21 protein-coding genes and 1 pseudogene are annotated in these 20,308 nt (G+C 59.3%); 8 read left to right on the top strand and 14 right to left on the bottom strand.

Annotated elements, in window-relative coordinates; translation table 11 throughout:
* Nucleotides 1-20 precede the first annotated feature (20 nt).
* A complete protein-coding gene (cfaB, locus tag ACX3YD_RS15285; RefSeq protein WP_458960461.1) occupies nt 21-1,208 on the top strand; it encodes a C17 cyclopropane fatty acid synthase CfaB in 1,188 nt (395 codons plus the stop codon).
* Here cfaB and cls read toward each other — a convergent pair.
* Nucleotides 1,205-2,644: a cardiolipin synthase gene (cls, locus tag ACX3YD_RS15280; RefSeq protein WP_458960460.1), complete on the bottom strand. Its 1,440-nt coding sequence runs from the start codon at nt 2,642-2,644 to the stop codon at nt 1,205-1,207. The two genes, cfaB and cls, sit on opposite strands and share 4 nt — an antisense overlap.
* Before the next feature lie 133 nt (nt 2,645-2,777).
* Here cls and ACX3YD_RS15275 point away from each other — a divergent pair, with 133 nt between their 5' ends.
* On the top strand, nt 2,778-3,299 hold the full coding sequence (locus ACX3YD_RS15275; RefSeq protein ID WP_047535330.1) for a DUF3617 domain-containing protein: 522 nt from the start codon (nt 2,778-2,780) through the stop codon (nt 3,297-3,299).
* A gap of 78 nt (nt 3,300-3,377) precedes the next feature.
* Here the strand turns inward: ACX3YD_RS15275 and ACX3YD_RS15270 are convergent, their stop codons facing one another.
* The 5 genes from ACX3YD_RS15270 to folE2 all read right to left on the bottom strand — a co-directional run bounded on the left by ACX3YD_RS15270 (nt 3,378) and on the right by folE2 (nt 7,765).
* Nucleotides 3,378-4,283: a His/Gly/Thr/Pro-type tRNA ligase C-terminal domain-containing protein gene (locus ACX3YD_RS15270; RefSeq protein ID WP_103402991.1), complete on the bottom strand. Its 906-nt coding sequence runs from the start codon at nt 4,281-4,283 to the stop codon at nt 3,378-3,380.
* A gap of 167 nt (nt 4,284-4,450) precedes the next feature.
* Nucleotides 4,451-5,326, bottom strand: a complete 876-nt coding sequence (locus ACX3YD_RS15265) for a metal ABC transporter substrate-binding protein (RefSeq protein ID WP_458960459.1) — start codon at nt 5,324-5,326, stop codon at nt 4,451-4,453.
* 11 nt (nt 5,327-5,337) lie between these two features.
* The gene (locus ACX3YD_RS15260) at nt 5,338-6,204 is read right to left on the bottom strand and encodes a metal ABC transporter permease (RefSeq protein WP_458960458.1); all 867 of its coding nucleotides are present in this window, start codon (nt 6,202-6,204) and stop codon (nt 5,338-5,340) included.
* Nucleotides 6,204-6,872 carry a metal ABC transporter ATP-binding protein gene (locus tag ACX3YD_RS15255; protein ID WP_458960457.1) on the bottom strand — a complete coding sequence of 223 codons (669 nt, stop codon included), beginning with the start codon at nt 6,870-6,872 and terminating at the stop codon, nt 6,204-6,206. The genes ACX3YD_RS15260 and ACX3YD_RS15255 overlap by 1 nt, the downstream gene beginning before the upstream one ends.
* Entirely contained in the window at nt 6,869-7,765 is an 897-nt protein-coding gene (folE2, locus tag ACX3YD_RS15250; RefSeq protein WP_103402987.1) for a GTP cyclohydrolase FolE2, read from the bottom strand. Before folE2 ends, ACX3YD_RS15255 begins: the two co-directional genes overlap by 4 nt.
* Nucleotides 7,766-7,871: 106 nt before the next feature.
* On the opposite strand from folE2, the pseudogene ACX3YD_RS15245 reads away from it, so the two are divergent.
* A pseudogene (locus ACX3YD_RS15245) lies at nt 7,872-8,069 on the top strand (N-acetylmuramoyl-L-alanine amidase); the annotation flags it as partial.
* 3 nt (nt 8,070-8,072) lie between these two features.
* Here ACX3YD_RS15245 and ACX3YD_RS15240 read toward each other — a convergent pair.
* Entirely contained in the window at nt 8,073-8,450 is a 378-nt protein-coding gene (locus tag ACX3YD_RS15240) for a glutamine synthetase (RefSeq protein ID WP_458960456.1), read from the bottom strand.
* 144 nt (nt 8,451-8,594) lie between these two features.
* Between ACX3YD_RS15240 and zigA the strand changes: the two genes are divergently transcribed.
* The gene (gene zigA / locus ACX3YD_RS15235; RefSeq protein WP_458960455.1) at nt 8,595-9,800 is read left to right on the top strand and encodes a zinc metallochaperone GTPase ZigA; all 1,206 of its coding nucleotides are present in this window, start codon (nt 8,595-8,597) and stop codon (nt 9,798-9,800) included.
* The gene (locus tag ACX3YD_RS15230) at nt 9,800-10,465 is read left to right on the top strand and encodes a DUF1826 domain-containing protein (RefSeq protein ID WP_458960454.1); all 666 of its coding nucleotides are present in this window, start codon (nt 9,800-9,802) and stop codon (nt 10,463-10,465) included. Before zigA ends, ACX3YD_RS15230 begins: the two co-directional genes overlap by 1 nt.
* A gap of 4 nt (nt 10,466-10,469) precedes the next feature.
* On the opposite strand, the gene ACX3YD_RS15225 is transcribed toward ACX3YD_RS15230, so the two are convergent.
* Nucleotides 10,470-10,826, bottom strand: a complete 357-nt coding sequence (locus ACX3YD_RS15225; protein WP_103402983.1) for an NADH:ubiquinone oxidoreductase — start codon at nt 10,824-10,826, stop codon at nt 10,470-10,472.
* A gap of 26 nt (nt 10,827-10,852) precedes the next feature.
* Between ACX3YD_RS15225 and ACX3YD_RS15220 the strand changes: the two genes are divergently transcribed.
* Nucleotides 10,853-11,824 (top strand): CobW family GTP-binding protein, encoded by a 972-nt coding sequence (locus ACX3YD_RS15220; protein ID WP_458960453.1) that lies wholly within the window; start codon nt 10,853-10,855, stop codon nt 11,822-11,824.
* A gap of 10 nt (nt 11,825-11,834) precedes the next feature.
* Here ACX3YD_RS15220 and ACX3YD_RS15215 read toward each other — a convergent pair whose 3' ends face one another.
* Nucleotides 11,835-12,248: a DUF3301 domain-containing protein gene (locus ACX3YD_RS15215; RefSeq protein ID WP_047535298.1), complete on the bottom strand. Its 414-nt coding sequence runs from the start codon at nt 12,246-12,248 to the stop codon at nt 11,835-11,837.
* A 120-nt stretch (nt 12,249-12,368) separates the two neighbouring features.
* Here ACX3YD_RS15215 and pdxY point away from each other — a divergent pair, with 120 nt between their 5' ends.
* On the top strand, nt 12,369-13,241 hold the full coding sequence (gene pdxY, locus ACX3YD_RS15210; protein WP_047535295.1) for a pyridoxal kinase PdxY: 873 nt from the start codon (nt 12,369-12,371) through the stop codon (nt 13,239-13,241).
* A 49-nt stretch (nt 13,242-13,290) separates the two neighbouring features.
* Here the strand turns inward: pdxY and ACX3YD_RS15205 are convergent, their stop codons facing one another.
* A complete protein-coding gene (locus ACX3YD_RS15205; RefSeq protein WP_003229693.1) occupies nt 13,291-13,773 on the bottom strand; it encodes an acyl-CoA thioesterase in 483 nt (160 codons plus the stop codon).
* A 283-nt stretch (nt 13,774-14,056) separates the two neighbouring features.
* On the opposite strand from ACX3YD_RS15205, the gene ACX3YD_RS15200 reads away from it, so the two are divergent.
* Entirely contained in the window at nt 14,057-15,820 is a 1,764-nt protein-coding gene (locus ACX3YD_RS15200; protein WP_047535289.1) for a cation:proton antiporter, read from the top strand.
* Between the two features lie 22 nt (nt 15,821-15,842).
* Here ACX3YD_RS15200 and ACX3YD_RS15195 read toward each other — a convergent pair whose 3' ends face one another.
* The 4 genes from ACX3YD_RS15195 to uvrD form a co-directional block, all read right to left on the bottom strand.
* Nucleotides 15,843-16,250 (bottom strand): SMI1/KNR4 family protein, encoded by a 408-nt coding sequence (locus ACX3YD_RS15195; protein ID WP_047535286.1) that lies wholly within the window; start codon nt 16,248-16,250, stop codon nt 15,843-15,845.
* A gap of 139 nt (nt 16,251-16,389) precedes the next feature.
* Nucleotides 16,390-17,268, bottom strand: a complete 879-nt coding sequence (locus ACX3YD_RS15190; RefSeq protein ID WP_103402981.1) for a Tim44 domain-containing protein — start codon at nt 17,266-17,268, stop codon at nt 16,390-16,392.
* Nucleotides 17,269-17,447: 179 nt separating this feature from the next.
* Nucleotides 17,448-17,888 (bottom strand): EamA family transporter, encoded by a 441-nt coding sequence (locus ACX3YD_RS15185; RefSeq protein ID WP_103402980.1) that lies wholly within the window; start codon nt 17,886-17,888, stop codon nt 17,448-17,450.
* 40 nt (nt 17,889-17,928) lie between these two features.
* Complete coding sequence (uvrD, locus tag ACX3YD_RS15180) at nt 17,929-20,112, bottom strand: DNA helicase II (protein ID WP_458960452.1); 2,184 nt, start codon at nt 20,110-20,112, stop codon at nt 17,929-17,931.
* Nucleotides 20,113-20,308: the final 196 nt, after the last annotated feature.

The following is a 20,308-nucleotide window of genomic DNA, read 5'->3' as shown; positions in this document are numbered from 1 at the left end:
TGAAACAAGGGGGATTATCCATGCTCGCGCAACTTCCACCGGCCTTACAGAATCTGCAGTTACCGCTACGCCTGCGACTCTGGGACGGCCATGAATTCAATCTGGGGCCGACACCCAGCGTCACGATTGTGGTCAAGGACCCACAAATGGTTACCCAGTTCACCCGTCCCAGCCTGGACGCGCTAGGGGCAGCGTTTGTCGAAGGCAAACTGGAGCTGGAGGGTTCCATCAGCGACGTCATTCGCGTGTGTGATGAATGGAGTCAGGCGCTGCTAGCGGAGGACGATGGCAGTCAACCTGTACGTACCGTCCACGACAAGGAAACCGACGCCAAGGCGATTTCCTATCACTACGACCTTTCCAATGCGTTTTATCAGCTGTGGCTCGATAGCGACATGGCGTATTCCTGCGCTTATTTCGAGACCGGCAGCGAGCCCCTTGAGCAAGCCCAACAAGCGAAATTCCGCCATCTGTGCCGCAAGTTGCGCCTGCAACCGGGCGATTATCTGCTCGATGTCGGCTGCGGTTGGGGCGGGTTGGCGCGGTATGCGGCCCGTGAATTCGGCGCGAAAGTGTTCGGCATTACGTTGAGCAAAGAGCAACTGGCCCTGGCCCGTGAGCGCGTTAAAGAGGAAGGGCTGGAGGACCTGGTCGAGCTGCAGTTGCTCGACTACCGCGATTTGCCGCAAGACGGTCGGTTCGACAAGGTGGTCAGCGTCGGAATGTTCGAACACGTCGGTCACGCCAACCTGGCCGAGTACTGCAAAACCTTGTTCGGTGCGGTGAAGGAGGGTGGCCTGGTGATGAACCACGGGATCACGGCCAAGCACACCGACGGTCGTCCGGTGGGACGTGGCGCTGGGGATTTCATTGAGAAATACGTATTCCCCAACGGCGAGCTGCCACACCTGTCGATGATCTCTGCCGAGATCAGCGAGGCAGGGCTCGAGATTGTCGATGTCGAGAGCCTGCGTCTGCACTACGCACGCACCCTGGACCACTGGAGCGAACGCCTCGAAGATAACCTTGAAGCCGCCGCCAAAGAGGTGCCGGATCAAGCGCTGCGGATCTGGCGGTTGTACCTGGCAGGATGCGCCTACGCGTTCGCCAGGGGCTGGATCAACCTGCACCAGATCCTTGCGGTGAAGACCCACCCCGATGGCAGCCATGAACTGCCGTGGACCCGCGACGACATCTACACGCCTTAAAGAATCGGCGAAATAAGCCGGGCAACCCGCATGCCGACCTGTTGCAGGCGGTGGGTTTCCCGGCTTTCTTCTTTGGCGATTTCGTGTGCCTGGGCGAAGTCGTCGTTGAGCATGTGCTCCACCTCGGCAGCAAAGGCGCTATCGACCGTCAGCAACATCACTTCGAAGTTCAGCCGGAACGAACGGTTGTCCAGGTTGGCGCTGCCAATGGCGCTGATTTCACTGTCGATCAAGACCACCTTCTGATGCAGGAAACCGGGCTGGTAGCGGAACACGCGCACCCCGGCACGCACGGCTTCGAAGGCATACAGGCTGGAGGCTGCGTAGACGATTCGGTGATCGGGTCGTGACGGCAGCAGCAGCCGCACATCCACCCCGCGCAATACCGCCAGGCGCAAGGCAGCGAACACCGCTTCGTCCGGAATGAAATAGGGGCTGGTGATCCACACCCGCTCGGTCGCCGCATGGATGGCTTCGACGAAGAACAACGAACAGGTCTCGTAGGAATCCGCTGGCCCGCTGGCCAGCAATTGGCAGAGCACTCCGTCATCCGGGTACACATCCGGCAGAATCAGGGGCGGCAGTGCGCGCGCGGCCCAGAACCAGTCTTCGGCAAAGGACTCCTGCATGCACGCGACCACCGGGCCACGGACGCGCACATGGGTATCACGCCAAGGGGCCAGGGGCGGTTTCTCGCCCATGTATTCGTCGCCGACGTTGTGCCCGCCGACGAAGCCCAGCATCCCGTCCACGACGACGATCTTGCGGTGATTACGAAAGTTGACCTGAAAGCGGTTAAGCCAGCCGCTGCGGGTCGCGAAGGCCTTGACCTCGACGCCGCCCTCGCGCAACGACTGCACATAACTGTGGGGCAGGGAGTGACTGCCAATCCGGTCGTACAGCAAGTAAATCGCCACGCCTTCAGCGGCTTTGTGCAGCAGCAAATCTCGCAGACGCTGACCGAGGCGGTCGTCGTGGACGATGAAGAACTGGATCAGGACGGCTTCCTTTGCCTGGCTGATGGCGTCGAAAATCGAATCAAACGTGGCTCGACCGTTGATCAACAGTTGCACTTCGTTGTTGGCCAGGCACGGCATACGGCCCAACTTCGGCATGGCTCTTAATGAGGCGTATGCGGTGGAGGCGCGGGCCGTGAGCGCTTCTTCTACCCATGGCCGCCAATTGAGCTCGGAGATCGCCCTGCGCATTTCTTCGTTGGCCTGGCGCCGGGCCTTGATGTAAGCGTTGAACGTACTGCGGCCAAACACCAGATAAGGGATGAGCGTCAGGTAAGGTATAAAAACCAGGGACAGGGCCCAAGCGATCGATCCCTGGGCGGTGCGTACGGTCAGCACCGCGTGTATCGCCGTGATCATGCCCAGAAAGTGCAGTAGCGCAATCGTGTAGCCAAAAATATGGGGGCCAAAATAATCCATGGGGGGCAGCCTTGCTCCTGAAGATTCAATGCGTAACAGATCATGTTCCGGGCAGAATGTCGCTATTTAATTGACCCATGAACCGAAGCCCGTGGCTGACGTCTAACGGCCACTACTGATCAGGAGTTACACGATGAACGTTCGTCTGCTGGGTTTGGCCATGGCACTGGGTTTGGCACTTCCTGTGGCCGCTCAGGCGCAAATGCTTCAGCCAGGCTTGTGGGAATTGACCTCAAGCAATATGAAAGTCGATGACCAGAACCTGCCGGATCTGCAACTGATCCTCGGCCAGCTTCAAAGTCAGATGACCCCTGAACAGCGCGCGCAGCTGGAAAAGCAGGGCATCACCATGGGCGGTAAAGGAATCCGCGCGTGCTTGACCCCGGAGCAGGTCAAGACTGACAACATTCCACTGACGGACCCGCAATCGGGCTGCAAGCAGGAAATCACTGATCGCAGCGGCAACCAGTGGAAATTCCGCTTCAGTTGTCCTAAGGCGCAAGGTGCAGGTGTCGCCACGTTCCTCAGCGATCGTGAGTTCACAACCAAGGTTAACGGCACCTTCAATGCCACTGGTATTCAGCAGAAGGGCAGTCTCGATACCCGCGCCGTGTGGTTGGGGCAGGATTGCGGAACCGTGAAGCCCAGGGCTTAAAAGCTTCGCGGGCCAGCCTCGTTCCTGCAGAGGTCACCGACTGACAGGGAATGAGGCGGGTTCGCGAGGGTGCTGCGTTTACACGAGCTCATTTCCCGGTTGCTTCAACCATTCACACGCCGCCTCAACCTTCATCCTGCCGAAATCCTCACCGGTGCGACTGCGTACACTGACGAACCCACCCGCCTGCTCTTTCTCGCCAATCACGATCAGGTAGGGCACCGTTTGGCTGTGCTGGCGAATCTTGTAACCGACTTTTTCATGTCGCAGATCCGCCGCGGCGCGCACGCCAGTGCGGCGCAAGGTTTCGGTCACCGATTGTGCATAAGTCGCCTGACGTTCATCGATGCTCACGACCATCACATGGGGAGGCAGGCGCCACTGTTGCAACTCCTGGTGGCTGGACCAACACGTACCGTAGATTCGTTGCTGCAAGGTCCCGCTGATGTGATCAAGGGCGAATGCTTGCAGAACCTTGGTGGTGGGCACGTGCGGGCCAGTCGTTAAATACTCGGAGTCACCCAGGCGGTAGACCGACAAGTGCTCAGGGTGCATGGAGGGAGAGGGCGTCTCACGGCGACGTATTGAGTGGTTGGTCGCGGCCAGTGACTGCATGCGCGCTTCGATCAGGGGCAGATCGGTCGAGGTCAGGGGTCGCTCGACAGCAAACTCGCAAAAGAATCCGTCACCCAGCACCGAGCCCGTGCGCATTTGCGCGTGGGAATGCAGTTGCTTGACCGCCATGGCCAGCATCAACGAGCAGGACCGTCGCAGGATTTCCAGCCCATCGGGCTCGCGCGGCGTCACAATGCTGACCCTGGCGTTCGCCTTGATCATGAATTCGCAGTCCACTAGCGCACCTTCCACCCGGCCTGCTACTGCCGCATTGGCCAGCCCTGGACCGATACTCGCGGCAACCTCATGGACGGATAGCGGTTGATCGTATTCACGCAATGAACCATCGGGGAGGGTGATCTTGATCATGGTTATTGTTCTCAAATGCTTCGATCACACGCATGAACATTAGAGGTAAAGGTTATCGTTTGTCATTTAGACCTTCTTCCTATCCGACCACTGCCCCCGACGGCCATGTTCAGAACTCGTTCTTCAGGGCCTTGTAGCCAGGCGCCAGAACTGGGTAGGTCACCGGATCATGGTTTGCTCAACGCGTTGTAGAGGGTATTGAGGTTGTGTTCGAACAACCCGGCAAACGTACTGGCCTGACCGCTCGACGCGAGCGCGTCGGAGTACAGGGTGCCGCCGATCTGCGCCCCGCTTTCGTCGGCGATCTGCTTGAGCAGGCGGGCGTCCTTGATGTTTTCCATGAACACCGCTTTGACCTTGGCCTGACGAATCTGGGTGATCAGCGCAGCGACTTCGCTGGCCGAAGGTTCGCGTTCGGTCGACAGGCCCTGAGGCGCCATGAAGTCGATTCCATACGCCTGGCCGAGATAGCCGAAAGCGTCATGGGACGTGACGATCTTGCGATTGCCCGGGGGAAGCGAGCCGAGCTTGGCCTTGGCTTCGGCCAGCAGTGCGTGGATCTGCTTCAGGTAGGTTTGGCTGTTGCGTTGGTAGTCGTCTTTATTTGCGGGATCGGCGGCGATCAGGGCTTTGGCGATGTTGTTGATGTACAGCTCGGTGTTCGCCAGGTTGTGCCAGGCATGGGGGTCTGGAATAGATTCGCCGTCCTCCTCCAGTGAGCGCGGAATGACGCCGTGGCTGGCGCTGATCAACGGTGCTTTGGTTTCACTGCTGGCCACCAGGCGATCCAGCCACGGTTCGAAACCCAAGCCATTTTTGATGATGAGTTTGGCCTTCAATAGCGCTTTCGCGTCATCTGGCGTCGGTTCGTAAGTGTGGGCATCGGCGTCCGGGCCGACCATGTTGGTGATCTGGATATGTTCGCCACCGACCTGATGTGTCATGTCGGCGAGGAGGCTGAAACTGGTGACCACCTGAAGTTTTTCTGCAGCGGACAGCGACATCGACAGCATCAAACTGAACAGCACGAGTAAAGCGCGCATCGGGTAATACCTCATTGGGATGTGAGCAAAGGTGGGCGGCGCAGCAATCCGTGCACCGGTCCGAACACCACGGACACCAGATAGAAACCGCCGGCCACCAGCACAATGGCGGGACCGCTGGGAAGCGAGTCATGGAATGACAGCAGCAGACCGAGCCACACCGAGACGCTGCCGAGCAGCGCGGCAACGGCGATCAGTACCGGCAGGCGACGGCTCCAGAAGCGCGCAGCGGCGGCCGGCAACATCATCAAGCCAACCACCATCAAGGCCCCGATGGCCTGGAAACCAATAACCAGATTCAGCACCACGAGCGTCAGGAAGACGCCATGGACCAGTGGGCCGAGCCGGCTGACGATTTGCAGGAAAAGCGGGTCTAGGGTGTCCAGCACCAGCGGACGGTAGATCAACAGCAGGGTGATCAGGCTGACGCCGCAGACCCATAACATACCGGTCAATGTCGGAGCATCGACCGCCAGCGCGGAGCCGAACAGCAGGTGCAGCAAGTCCAGGCGTTTACCGGCCATCCCGAGGATCAGTACGCCGCTGGCCAGGGAGATCGGGTAGATAGCAGCGAGGCTGGCGTCTTCCCGCAGGCCGGTGCGACGGGTGACCCATGCGGCGAGACCCGCCATGCCAAGGCCTGCGGCGAGACCGCCGATGGTCAGTGCGCCGAGGCTCAAACCGGCGAGCCAGAAGCCCAGTGCTGCACCGGGCAAGATGCCATGGGCCACCGCATCACCCATCAGGCTCATGCGTCGCAAGATCAGAAATACGCCAAGCGGCGCTGTGCTGCACGCCAGCGTCAGGCCACCGAGCAGGGCTCGGCGCATGAAGACGAACTCGTGAAAGGGTTGCCAAAAATCGACGGCAGCGAGCATCAGGCCACCTGCGTTTGCGGTTGTTGATGGATCAAGTCCACGCTCTGCCCGAGGACGCACCCACTGCTTTTGATCAGTAGGGTTTGGGGCATGTGTTGGCGAACGGCGGCCAGGTCGTGGCACACGACGACCAAGGTCCGGCCCTCGGCATGCCAGGCGTGAATGTGTTCCCAGAGCAGCGCCTGACCCGATTCATCGAGGGCCGCATGAGGTTCATCGAGCAACAACAAGGGCGCGTCCGAGAGGCTCAAACGGGCAAGCAGGGCACGCTGCAGTTCGCCGCCGGACAGTGCCATTAACGGGCGTTGTTCCAGGCCGTTCAGGTGCCAACTTTCAAGCACGGCTTCTAGGCGTTGCTTGCGTGTCTCTGGCGCGTGCTTGCTGCCCCAGAAACCAGCGGCCACCAAGTGCTGGAGGCTGATGGGAAATTGCCGGTCCAGATGTTGTTGCTGTGGCAGAAATGAAAGGGCGCCCCGACGTGGAACCCCCAGCACAACCTTGCCAGCCAGGGGCTTTTGCAGCCCCGCGATGACTTTCAACAGGCTGCTTTTACCTGAACCGTTCGCCCCGACAATGGCGGTCAGGCTGCCCTTGGCTAATTCGAAATCCATCGGTGGCGTCAGCGGTTGTCCGGGCGCTCCCCATTGCAAGGCTTGGCAACGGATCATGCGGCCTCCCAATTCCAGCGACTGTCAGCCACGGCATCGTGGGCGTGCAGGCTTTCCGCGTGGACGACTCGAATGTGGAAGGCATTAATGCCCGGGGCGCGTTTCAGGGCCTGGTTCAAACGTCGCGCGGCGTCTTCACAGAACATCAAGTTCTGACCGTTGGCCAAGGCGAAGGCTTGCTCGTCTGCGCGCTTCACTGCGGTTTGCACGGCGGTACCGAGGGCCGCTTCGGCGTCGTTGATGATTGCAACCAGCGGCAGTTCATCCAGATAGTCATCCAGACGAAGACGCAATTGGGCACTGCTGCGTTGACTGTGCGGCGTCGCGACGATGCCGTTTGTTGACCCGAGCCACGCCAACACGTCGGCATGTTGCAGGGAGGTATTGGCGAAGTCAGTGATGAATTGTTGCTGAATCAATTGCCGGGCCAGTGCCGCTGAGCAGGGACAGGTTGAGGAATACGGCAGGTCGATTTTTAGTTCCACGTGGAACATTGCGTTTTTCAAACGCGCTTCGATGGTCACTGGATAGCTTTTCCAGCCGGCCAGCGGGCTAATCAATGCGGGTCTTTTTAGCAGTAAATCGGTGTGAATTTTTATCGATGCGCTGCTGGAAAGCCCTCGGTGGCTGTCGAGAAAGCGCTGTAAAACTCGCTGTAGAACAGCGGGCGAGAGCGTTTCCTGTTCCAGTTGTTCCAGCGCCAGATAAAGACGCGACATGTGGATGCCGCGTGCTTCTCCATCGTCCAGGCTCACTCCGGCATCAGCGGTTGCCACCAAGCGTTGGCCATCGAACAAAACAGGAAGAGCAATGCCGCACATGCCCACCCACTCCAGTGGCAGGGCTTGGCGTGCGGCCTGCGCGGCGATATCCGGCAGAGTCAGCGCATTCATGGGCAGGTCCATCGTGGGAGTTAATTTGACATGTTATATTATAACAATCAAATCGACGATGCCTTTTTCACGAGCGGGCTTTCACCCTGCACAGAGGCAAGCACAGCAGTCTCCGGACGTGCTGTCGCTCCTGGTGGAAACCGGCTTCATTTCCAATGCCTGCGATAGTCAGCGATGGGTCACGGCACGCCATCAGCAAGCATTGGCTGACGGCTTGTTTGAAGGTTTGTAGCGCTACTTTCAGAAGAACCCGCCGGACCACAGCTTCATCGCCTGGCGGCAGGCGCAGAAAACGTCCCAAGCCTGGCTAGCAGCCAGCAACTCGGCTGCAGGTGAACCTGGCACTGCTACCGCCGGAGCTGGAAAACCGATTGATCGTGGTCCAGCCGACGCGCCGGTTATAGCCGACCCAGGTTTCACCGTCAGAGGCTATGCCAGTGAAAAACGTCAGTTGGCCGTAACGACTGTTGGTTTGTGCCCAGTAGCGTTTTCCGGCCGCTTCGAACCCGCGCAGATAAATTGTGCTGCCGACCGTGTTGACGCTGTAGGCATTGCCATCGGCGTCCACGCAAGCCAGCAAACTGGCGCTGCGGGTGCAGGTGGCCAACGTTGGAATTTGCCCCCATGTATCGACGGCGACCAACAATGCAGCGCTCATCAGCGCCAATTTCAGGGCATTAGGCATGGCGTTTCTCTTGGCTGGAAGGGGCTTTGGCATTCTGCCTTTTGTCATCGCGGGCAAAAAGGGAGTAGTTTGGTTATTTAGTTATATTATAACATTTAAATAAGCCCGACGATTTGACCGGGCATTTCTTGTGAGGAGCACCTGATGCCCGATCGTCTTCCCGTCACCGTGTTGTCCGGCTTTCTGGGCGCCGGAAAAAGTACACTTCTTAATTACATACTACGTAATCGCGAAAACCTGCGGGTCGCTGTCATCGTCAACGACATGAGCGAAATCAACATCGACGGTAGCGAGGTGCAACGGGATGTGCGCCTCAATCGTGCTGAAGAAAAACTCGTGGAAATGAGCAACGGCTGCATTTGCTGCACGTTGCGCGAAGACTTGCTTGAGGAAGTGAGCAAACTCGCGATGGACGGTCGCTTTGATTACTTGTTGATCGAGTCCACCGGCATTTCCGAACCGCTTCCCGTCGCGGAAACTTTCACCTTCCGCGACGAAAGCGGCCAAAGCCTCAACGACATCGCCCGGCTCGACACCATGGTCACTGTGGTCGACGGCATGAACTTCCTGCTCGACTACCAGGCCGCCGACAGCCTCGACTCCCGTGGTGAAACCCTTGGCGAAGAGGATGAACGTTCGATCACCGACCTGTTGATCGAGCAGATCGAATTCGCCGACGTCATCCTGGTCAGCAAGATCGACCTGATCAGCAGCCGCGAACGGCAAGAGTTGATGGCGATCCTCGAACGGCTCAACGCCCGCGCGGAAATCATCGCGATGGTCATGGGCGAAGTACCGCTGAAAAAAATCCTCAACGCCGGTCGATTCGACTTCGAAAAAGCCGCCGAGGCACCGGGCTGGTTGCAGGTGTTACGGGGTGAGCATGTGCCGGAAACCGAAGAATATGGCATCGCATCTGCGGTTTATCGTGCGCGCCGCCCCTTCCATCCGCAGCGTTTCTTCAGCTTTATCGATCGTCCGTGGGTGAACGGCAAACTGCTGCGTTCCAAAGGTTTTTTCTGGCTGGCGAGCAAGCACAAGGATGCGGGCAGTTGGTCCCAGGCCGGGGGGCTGATGCGACACGGGTTTGCCGGACGCTGGTGGCGTTTCGTGCCGAAAGACCAGTGGCCTCAAGAGGAAGAAAGCACGGCCGGCATCATGGCGCACTGGACTGCCGCCACGGGTGACTGTCGACAGGAGCTGGTGTTCATCGGCCAGAACATCGATTTCGCGCACCTCACCGACGAACTCGATGGCTGCCTGCTGACCGAAGAAGAAATGGCGCTCGGTGTCGAGGGCTGGCAACGTCTGCCAGATCCATTCGGTCCCTGGCATGAAGAGGCGGCCTGATGTTGACGCTGACCCCTCTGGGCGCGGGCCCGGTCGCGACGCGCGCCCTGTATCAACATCAGGCTGCCACGCCAGAGTCCTTGACCCGCATCCTCGACGATGATGTGAACCTCGCTGTCTGGAATCGCCAGCTCCCGGCCCATATCGCGGATTTCTCAACCCTGCTGCTGTCCATGAACGAGCCGCTGGCCGAGTCGTTGCCACTGGAAATGCCCGATGACGAAGCAGAGCCCGATCTCCACGGATTGGCCTCACGTTTCAGTGATGTTCAGGGCTACGAAGGCTTCATCGCCGACCTGTCGTGGCTGGTCCGTGCGTTCGCCTGTTTGCTCGGCGCCAGGCGCATCGGCCTGCGTCTGCGGGTTTTGGACAAGGCCATGTGCCCGCGTTTTCACGTCGATCACGTACCGGTGCGGCTGATTACCACCTATGCCGGGATCGGCAGCCAGTGGCTGATGGAAGGCGCGATGGACCGCCGACAATTGGGCAAGCCTGACGCGGAACCCCAGGACAACTCGCTGATCGGGCAGATCGCCAGCGGCGACGTGGCGTTGCTCAAGGGGGAGAAATGGCACGGCAACGAAGGTTTCGGATTGATTCACCGCTCGCCGCAACTCGCTGCTGGCGAGCGGCGTTTGATCCTCACCCTCGACTGGTTGAGCTAGCGGCTCAGGGTTTGAGCCAGGTGCCCTGGCTCTGGGCCTCGCAAAACGGCTTCAAATACGCCGCGTCGGTGGCCACGCCGTAATAGTGAATATCCTGCCGGTAAGGCATATTGGCGACTTGAGCGTTGCTGCAGACGCCGAATGCCCCGGCAGGGCATTGGTCGAGGTACTGGACCTCGACTTTCTGTCCGGCCAGATTCGGTTGGCAAAAGCCGTCGGCGAACAGTTTTTCCGGGATGTTGCGGTTCTGCTGACAGACTTTCACGTCGAGCCTTTCAGCCTGACTGTGGACGATGCAGGCTTGAGCCAGCGCCTCGCCGCAAGTCAGCGTCAGGAGCAACGACAATCCCCTCAACCGCATCCTTACCCCCTCAGAAAACCTCGATCATGTTGCAGAACATTCCTACCCACGTCATCGCCGGGCCATTGGGTGCCGGCAAGACCAGTTTGATCAAGCACCTGCTGGCGCAGCGCCCGGCCGGAGAACGCTGGGCGGTGTTGATCAACGAGTTCGGCCAGATCGGCCTCGACGCCGCGCTGCTGACACAGGACGCCGATGGTATCGCACTGGGTGAAGTCGCCGGGGGCTGTTTGTGTTGCGTCAATGGCGCGCCGTTTCAGATCGGGCTCGGCCGCTTGCTGCGCAAGGCGCGACCGGATCGGTTGTTCATCGAGCCGTCCGGGCTGGGGCATCCGGCGCAGTTGCTCAGGCAGTTGAGCGAGGCGCCGTGGGTCGGCGTGTTGGCGGTGCAGCCCTGTGTGATGGTGCTCGATGCCCAGGCTCTTGCCAGCGGCAAGGCGTTGCCCGAGTCGCAACAGGACGCGTTGGGTAGCGCCGGCTTGTTGCTGCTGAACAAGGCGGAAGGCCTGGATGCCAGTGATCGCCAGCGAATCGCTGCACAGTTGCCTGCTCGTTCATTGTATTGGACGCAGCAAGCGCTCTTGCCACTGAGCGAACTGCCGGGACTGGCGGCTCAGGGAGCGGCGGGTGTGGATAACTTTGTGATGCCCAGGGGGCTGGGGCAAATACCGGCAATCTGGAGCGATCCGGCGCTGCCGATTTGTTTGAGTCAGGAACAGGAGGGCGGCTGGAGCATCGGCTGGCGCTGGCATCCGAGCCAGGCATTCGATGTGACGCTTGTTTCCCGGTGGCTGACCAGCCTGGACTGGCGACGGGCGAAGTTGGTTATCCACAGTGTCGAGGGGTGGGTCTCGGCAAATGCGCTGGACAATGCCGAATTGCAATGGCTGGCCAGTGAGTGGCGGCAGGATTCGCGGATCGAGCTGATTTTCAGTGCGCCGCAGGATGTCGACTTACTGCAGCAAAGCCTCGCCGAGTGTCGGTTGAGCGGGAGTTAACTCGCCGCGCTCAAGGCCGCCATTTGCTGTGTTCTTGCCGCCAATGGCTCAGTTCGATCACTTCGGCACTGGGCCTCGCTACATCGACCACCGGTGGCGTGTCGTCGAACGGTGCCGGGTAGGGTGCCAATTCGATCTGCGCACTGTGGGCGCCGAACTGGGTGATGGTGCCGTTGTGGCGAGTTTCGCCCGTCACGGTGAATTCGAAGTTATACACACGGGCCAGGCGCCGACGACCACTGGCATCCTTGATGAAGCCGATTTTTTTCAACGCCACGTTGCCATCCAGCAACTCGATTCCGAGTTTGCCGCAATGCTGCTTGACCCGCTCCAGCGCTCGTTCGCGCAGGCCGTGGTTGTGCCAAAGCCAAGCGCCCGCCGTGGCGAACAACATCAGCACGAAAATATTTCCAAGGGTCAGCATCAACAGGGTGCTCCAACAAGATAGTGTCAGCTTAACTGCGTCGCCGGTCTGTCGTACAGGCTGCGTTTAGTCGCATACTGCGCGGCTCGAATTTCAATCGTTTTACGGATAACTCACCGCATGAAACGTACACCCCATCTGCTCGCTATCCAGTCCCACGTGGTGTTCGGCCACGCTGGCAACAGTGCCGCGGTTTTCCCGATGCAGCGGGTCGGGGTAAATGTATGGCCGCTCAATACCGTGCAGTTCTCCAACCACACTCAGTACGGCCAATGGACCGGCGAAGTGCTGGCGCCTCATCAGATCCCCGACCTGGTTGAAGGTATCGCGGCGATTGGCGAACTGGGCAATTGCGATGCGGTGTTGTCGGGCTATCTCGGCAGTGCGGCCCAAGGCCGGGCCATCCTCACGGGTGTGGCGCGGATCAAGTCGATGAATCCCAAGGCCTTGTACCTGTGTGACCCAGTGATGGGGCATCCGGAGAAAGGTTGCAGCGTGCCGGCGGAAGTCAGTGATTTCCTGCTGGAAGAGGCCGCCGCCGTGGCGGACTTCATGTGCCCGAATCAATTGGAGCTCGACAGCTTTTCGGGGCGCAAGCCGCAGTCGCTGTTCGATTGCCTGGCGATGGCGCGAGCGTTGCTGACGCGCGGTCCGAAGGCGGTGCTGGTCAAGCATCTGGACTATCCCGGCAAAACGCCGGACGTCTTCGAGATGCTCCTGGTGACCGCAGAAGGCAGCTGGCATTTGCAGCGTCCGCTGCTGGCGTTCCCGCGTCAGCCGGTGGGTGTTGGCGACCTGACCTCCGGGCTGTTCCTGGCTCGTGTACTGCTGGGTGACAGTCTGGTGGCCGCTTTCGAATTCGCCGCGTCGGCGGTGCATGAGGTGTTGCTGGAAACCCAGGCCTGCGCCAGTTATGAACTGGAGCTGGTGCGGGCGCAGGACCGGATTGCCCATCCGCGGGTGCGGTTTGAAGCGACTTCGATCAGTTTGTAAGCCGATCGCGAAAAAAGATCGCAGCCTGCGGCAGCTGCGATCTTTTGCCTTAAGCGTCGCCCTTGATTTCCTGATAACGCTTTTCCAGTTCCTGGCGAATCTGTCGGCGCTGTTGAGCCTGCATGTAGCGACGCTTGTCTTCACTGTTTTGCGGTTGCAGGGGCGGCACGGCTGCCGGTTTGCGCTGGTCATCCACCGCGACCATGGTGAAAAAGCAGCTGTTGGTGTGGCGCACCGAGCGCTCACGAATGTTTTCGGTCACTACCTTGATGCCCACCTCCATCGAAGTGTTGCCGGTGTAGTTGACCGAAGCGAGGAAGGTCACCAGTTCGCCGACATGAATCGGCTCACGGAAAATCACCTGGTCTACCGACAGGGTCACCACGTAGCGTCCGGCATAACGGCTGGCGCAAGCGTAGGCCACTTCATCGAGGTATTTGAGCAAGGTCCCGCCGTGAACATTGCCAGAGAAGTTGGCCATGTCAGGGGTCATCAATACCGTCATCGACAGCTGGGCGTTTCCGGGTTCCATAGCATTCTCACGGGTCAAGGCAAGGTCTGAGGGGACGCACCTCTGCGGGTGCCTGTACGGTTTTTTCAAACCAACGTTATCGGGACGCCGCAGCGTGCGCCGCCGTCACGCCGGATCGATCTGTTTCCTTATATTGCACTGCCTTTCTGCCGGAAGTCGCGGTGTTACCCTTCAAAAGCCCATATCCAGGGGCAATTCCTACGCGGAAAGCGGATTTATTACCCTGCTTGATCAGACTTTTCCTGCGTCCGATTGAGCGATGTCAGTCAAGGAGCCTCACACCATGCATGCCATCAGTTTCATTCAGGATTTGGCAGTCATCATGCTGGTCGCAGGTGTGGTAACCGTGCTTTTTCATCGGTTCAAGCAACCGGTGGTTCTGGGCTATATCGTCGCCGGCTTCATCATTGGCCCACACACCCCGCCGTTCGGCTTGATCCACGACGAAGAAACCATCAAGACCCTGGCCGAGCTGGGGGTGATTTTCCTGATGTTCTGCCTGGGTCTGGAGTTCAGTCTGCGCAAGTTGTTCAAGGTGGGCGCCACAGCGTTTATCGCGGCGTTCCTGGAAATCGTGCTGATGATCTGGATCGGTTACGAGATAGGCCGATGGTTCGACTGGAACACCATGGATTCGCTGTTCCTGGGCGCGATCCTGGCGATTTCCTCGACCACCATCATCGTCAAGGCGCTCAACGATCTGAAGATGAAGAACGAGCGCTTTGCGCAGCTGATTTTCGGGGTGTTGATCGTCGAGGACATTCTGGGCATCGGCATCATCGCTTTGCTATCGAGTATCGCGGTCAGCGGCACGGTCAGCTCCGGCGAAGTATTCTCCACGGTCGGCAAGCTCTCGCTGTTCATGATCGTCGCGCTGGTCATCGGCATTCTGTTGGTACCGCGATTGCTGGCCTATGTGGCCAGATTCGAGAGCAATGAAATGCTGCTGATCACGGTGCTGGGCCTGTGTTTTGGCTTCTGCCTGCTAGTGGTCAAACTTGAATACAGCATGGTGCTGGGCGCGTTCCTGATCGGTGCAATCATGGCCGAGTCCCGGCAGTTGCTGAAGATCGAGCGCCTGATCGAACCGGTTCGCGATTTGTTCAGTGCGATTTTCTTCGTCGCCATCGGGTTGATGCTGGACCCGATGATCCTGCTGCAATATGCCTGGCCGATTGCGGTGATCACCGTCGCCGTAGTGCTCGGCAAGATGTTGTCCTGCGGTCTTGGCGCCTTTATCGCCGGCAATGACGGACGCACCTCACTGCGGGTGGGGATGGGGCTGTCGCAGATCGGCGAATTTTCTTTCATCATCGCTGCCCTGGGCATGACCCTGCAGGTCACCAGCAACTTCCTGTATCCGGTGGCGGTGGCGGTATCGGTGATTACCACGCTGCTGACACCCTATTTGATTCGCGCGGCCGATCCTTTGTCGATCAAGCTGGCCGCCGTGATGCCGCAGCGTCTGGGGCGAGTACTGGGGATGTATGGCGAATGGCTTCGCAGCATCCAGCCGCAGGGCGAGGGTGCGCTGCTGGCATCGATGATTCGACGAATTCTGCTGCAAGTTGGGGTCAATCTGGCATTGGTGATCGCGATCTTCTTCGCCGGCGCTTATTTCGCCGAGAAAGTGTCCGCCTATGTGCAAGATCTGATCAGCGATCCGAGCTGGCAGAAGGCGCTGATATGGGGTGGAGCGCTGCTATTGTCGCTACCCTTCCTGATTGCCGCGTATCGCAAGCTCAAGGCACTGTCGATGTTGCTGGCGGAAATGGGCGTGAAGCCGGAGATGGCCGGGCGCCACACACAGCGAGTGCGTCGGGTGATTGCAGAAGTCATCCCGATCCTCTCGCTGTTGGTGATCTTCCTGCTGTTGGCAGCCTTGTCGGCCAGTATTCTGCCGACCAACAAGTTGCTGATGCTGATCGTCGTGGTCGCAGCCGCCGTGGCGGCGCTGCTGTGGCGCTGGTTTATCCGTGTCCACACCAGGATGCAAATTGCGTTGCTGGATACTCTGGACAATCACAAGGACTCATCCGGGCACTGACCCGTTGGGGGCGTCTGCGCACTCAGCTTTCCAGCCAGACGTCCCGCGCCCAGTGCCAAACCGATTCCCAGGTTTCTTCGGCGAGCAGCTCGTCTTCGGCCTGCCAAAGCGCCACGGTGCCATCCTCTTCGACCACGTAGTAGTCATCACCGTCCTGGCAGATTGGAATCATGCTGCGATCAACGCCAGCGTCCCAGGCGTTGGCGGCAACGTCCGGCAGGTAAGTATGGGATTGTGGGTCGGTGACGGTCACCGGCTCCAGGCTGCCGTAGACCACGTCGCTGACGGTCAGCAGAAACTCTCTGAAGACGAAGGGAATGTCGATGAACAGCTGTTCTTCGATTTCCACCAGCAGGTCTTCGTCCGGCAACTCCAAGGGGACCGGTACCGGTTCATTGGCTTCACGCAGCTGTTCGATGATTTCTTCCACGTCCGGGATCCTCTTGCTTGAATGGCGCGGTTTATATGGGGCGGTTTATACAGTAGCTCGCTATAGATGCAACCGTGAAATAGAAAACCCCGGACGAGTCCGGGGTTTTCTATTACTGCACGTAAGGCGCGTAGGTCAATCAGCCGTTCTGGCGGATACCGGCCACCAGCCAAGGCTGGTTTTCGCCCTGGGCACGTTCCATGTTCCAGCTTTCACTGAACACTTCGCCCTGGTCGAAACGCGAGGTTTTCGACACGCCGCTGAAGGTCAGGGTGGCGATGGTCTTGTCGGCGCGATCATCCACACCGTCCAGTTGTACAACGAGGTTATCGATGTAGGTGGACTGGAAGCCGTCGCCCAGATCGGCACGTTCGCGCTTGAGGAAATCCAGCATTTGCGGGGTCACGAACTCGGCGATCTTGTCCATTTCGTTGGCATCCCAGTGTTGTTGCAGGGACTGGAAATGGTTGCGGGCCGCTTCGATGAAGTTCTTTTCATTGAACCAGGCTGGCGCATTGATCACCGGACGTGCAGCAACCGGTGCGGCCGAACCGCCGAAGATCGAGCCGCCGGCAGGCTTCTGCTCGAACACTTCACGCTGCATGGGGGCGTAACCTGCCGGAGCCATGTGCTCCTGCTGCTTGCGACGACGAGCGGCAATAAAGCGGAAGATCAGGAAGGCGATGACCGCCATGATCAGGATGTCGAAGATCTGCATGCCCTGGAAGCCACCGCCCATGAACATGGACGCCAACAGGCCACCGGCGGCGATGCCGGCCAGAGGGCCGAGCCAGCGCGAAGCACCACCGGCCTTGGCTGCGGCACCCGCGGCACCTGCAGCGCCAGCGGTCGCAGCAGCGCCGCCCATGCCTGGAGAAGAAGGTGCCATCTGGCTGGTTTGGTGCGTCGGCGCCGCGCCGGCGCTTTTGCCACCACCGAAGCGCTTGGCGGCATTGACGTCGAGACTCATCGTCAGGCCAATGCACAGCGCCATGGCGATGCTAAGAAAACGTTTCATAAAGGGAATTCCCGTTTGTGGAGGGCACGCGCGCCATGTTGCACAGCTGAAGTGTCACTGGCTAGCGGCAGAGTGTTTCGGGCTTTTGCTTGACAGGTTTCATTCAGCTTTAGTCAATGCAATAAGGCCTGTTAACTTTGGTCTGTAAGATAAGTGGATAAGTTCTGTAGGGAAGATCACTAGCGTCGCAGCGCCAGCATGACGACGCCGGCCGTGATCAGACCGATTCCGCTCCATTGGCGCAGGTCGAGTTTTTCACCCAGCAGGATCACGCCGAGCACCGCGACCAGCACCACGCTGAGTTTGTCCACCGGAGCGACCAGTGAGGCAGGGCCGACCTTGAGCGCGCGGAAGTAGCAAATCCACGATGCGCCAGTGGCCAGCCCCGACAGCAGCAGGAACAGATAGCTCTTGGGGGAAATCGATCCCAGTGACTGATATTGGCCCGTGGCGCACAAAATCAAGGCCAGGCTGACCAGGACCACGATGGTACGCAACAGGGTGGCAAAGTCGGAATTGACGTTTTCAATGCCGACTTTCGCGAAAATGGCCGTCATTGCCGCGAATGCCGCCGATAACAGGGCCCAGAACGTCCAGGAAGAAAAAAAGCCTGAGCCCATCTCATCGCACCTTGAATTCAAATGTCGGCCTGCAGAAAAGCTAGATCGCTTCCAGCTTCGCATACCCCAACATCAGCCACTTGCTGCCTTCGCTGAAGTTCACTTGCACGCGGGCCTGGGCCCCGGCGCCTTCGAAGTTGAGGATCACACCATCGCCAAACACTGAGTGGCGTACGGTCTGCCCCAGGCTGAAGCCGGTCTGCGGGATCTCGCTGCCGCTGAACAGGTTGCTGCCACTCATCGACTGGTTGCCACTGAAAGGACGGCTGACGCTGTTGGAAAGGCGCACTTCCTGAATCAGGCCTTTCGGCACTTCGCGTACGAAACGCGAGACTTTGTTGTAGGTCTCGCTGCCGTACAGACGTCGGGTTTCAGCATAGGTCATCACCAGGTTCTGCATGGCCCGGGTGATGCCGACATAGGCCAGGCGACGTTCCTCCTCAAGACGGCCGGGCTCTTCCAGACTCATCTTGTGCGGGAACAGGCCTTCTTCCATGCCCACCAGGAACACATAAGGGAATTCCAGGCCCTTGGCGCTGTGCAAAGTCATCAACTGAATGCTGTCTTCGTGCTCGTCGGCCTGGGTATCCCCGGCCTCCAGCGACGCATGACCGAGGAACGCCGCCAGTGGCGTCAGGTCCTCGTCTTCTTCGCTGTTTTCGAAGTTGCGCGCTGCGCTGACCAGTTCCTCAAGGTTTTCCACCCGGGCCTGGCCTTTCTCGCCTTTTTCCGCTTCGTGATAGGCAATCAGCCCGGACTGCTCGATGACGGTCTGGGTCATCAGGTGCAGCGGCATCTCCATGCATTTGGCAGCGAGATTCTCGATCAGCTCGACAAACGCGCCCAGAGCGCTGGCCGCGCGACCGGTCAGGCCCTTGTTGGCCACGAGCTGACGCATGGCTTCCCACATCGACACATCGCTGTGGCGCGCGTGGTCACGAATCGCTTCGACGGTTTTCTCGCCAATGCCACGGGCCGGGACGTTGATCACCCGTTCCAGTGCCGCATCGTTGCCTCGACCTTCAAGCAAGCGCAGGTAGGCCATGGCGTTCTTGATTTCCGCGCGTTCGAAGAAGCGCTGCCCACCATAGATGCGGTACGGGATGCGCTCACGCAGCAAGGCTTCTTCCAAAACGCGCGATTGGGCGTTGGAGCGATACAAAATGGCGATATCGCTACGGGCCAGGCCGGTTTTCAGCGCGCTTTCGATGGTTTCGACAACATAGCGAGCTTCGTCGTGTTCGTTGAACGCAGCGTACAGATTGATGGCTTCGCCTTCGCCGCCGTCAGTCCACAGCTCTTTGCCCAAGCGCCCGGTGTTGTTGGCGATCAAGGCGTTGGCGGCCTTGAGAATCCCGGCGGTGGAGCGGTAGTTCTGCTCCAGGCGAATGGTTTGGGCGTCCGGGAAGTCTTCGGAGTACTGATAGATGTTCTCGATTTTCGCGCCACGCCAGCCGTAAATCGACTGGTCGTCGTCGCCAACCACCATCAGGCTGTCGCCACCCTTGGCCAGCAGACGCAACCAGGCGTACTGCACGGCGTTGGTGTCCTGGAACTCATCCACCAGAATGTGGCGGAAACGCTTCTGATAATGCGCCAGCAGTCCCGGGTGATCGCGCCACAGGTCCAGTGCGCGCAACAGCAGTTCGGAAAAGTCGATGACACCCGCACGCAGGCACGCGGCCTCGTAGGCTTCATAGATGCTGCGCATGGTGGCCAGAAACAGGTCGCCGCTGGCTTGAATGTGTTGCGGACGCAGACCTTCGTCTTTCTGCCCGTTGATGAACCATTGAGCCTGACGGGCCGGCCAGCGTTGTTCGTCCAGGCCGAGCTCGCGGATGACCCGCTTGACCAGTCGCTGCTGATCGTCGCTGTCGAGAATCTGGAATGTCTGGCTCAGCCCGGCTTCCTGCCAGTGCGCCCGCAACAGGCGGTGCGCCAGGCCGTGGAAGGTGCCGACCCACATGCCGGCCGGGTTGATACCCATTAACTGTTCGATGCGATGACGCATCTCGGCAGCCGCCTTGTTGGTAAAGGTCACCGACAGAATGGAGTGGGGCGAAGCGTTTTCGACCTGGATCAACCAGGCGATACGGTGCACCAGCACTCGGGTTTTACCGGAACCAGCACCGGCCAGGACCAACTGACGACCCACGGGGGCTGCTACGGCCTGCCGTTGGGCATCGTTGAGGGAGTTCAGCAGAAGGGAGAGATCATCGCGCATCGGGGCATTCTAGGGGGCTGCGTCACACCGGGCAAACCCCGCTTTGTTTTAGCCGATGAAAGAGGCGCGCGGGACGACCGGTCAGTCATTGTCCGCAGGCGCTGGCCGGCCTTGCCCAGCGGCTTTTACTCCCGAGACGGGTGGTCGTACTTTTGACTGTTTTTTAACCTGTAGCTGTTTGGTCCGGGCATTTGCT

The sequence above is a fragment of the Pseudomonas fluorescens group sp. PF-1 genome, assembly GCF_054481335.1.
The sequence above is the reverse complement of the archived record's forward strand: the minus strand, read 5'-3'. Positions and strand labels throughout refer to the sequence as shown.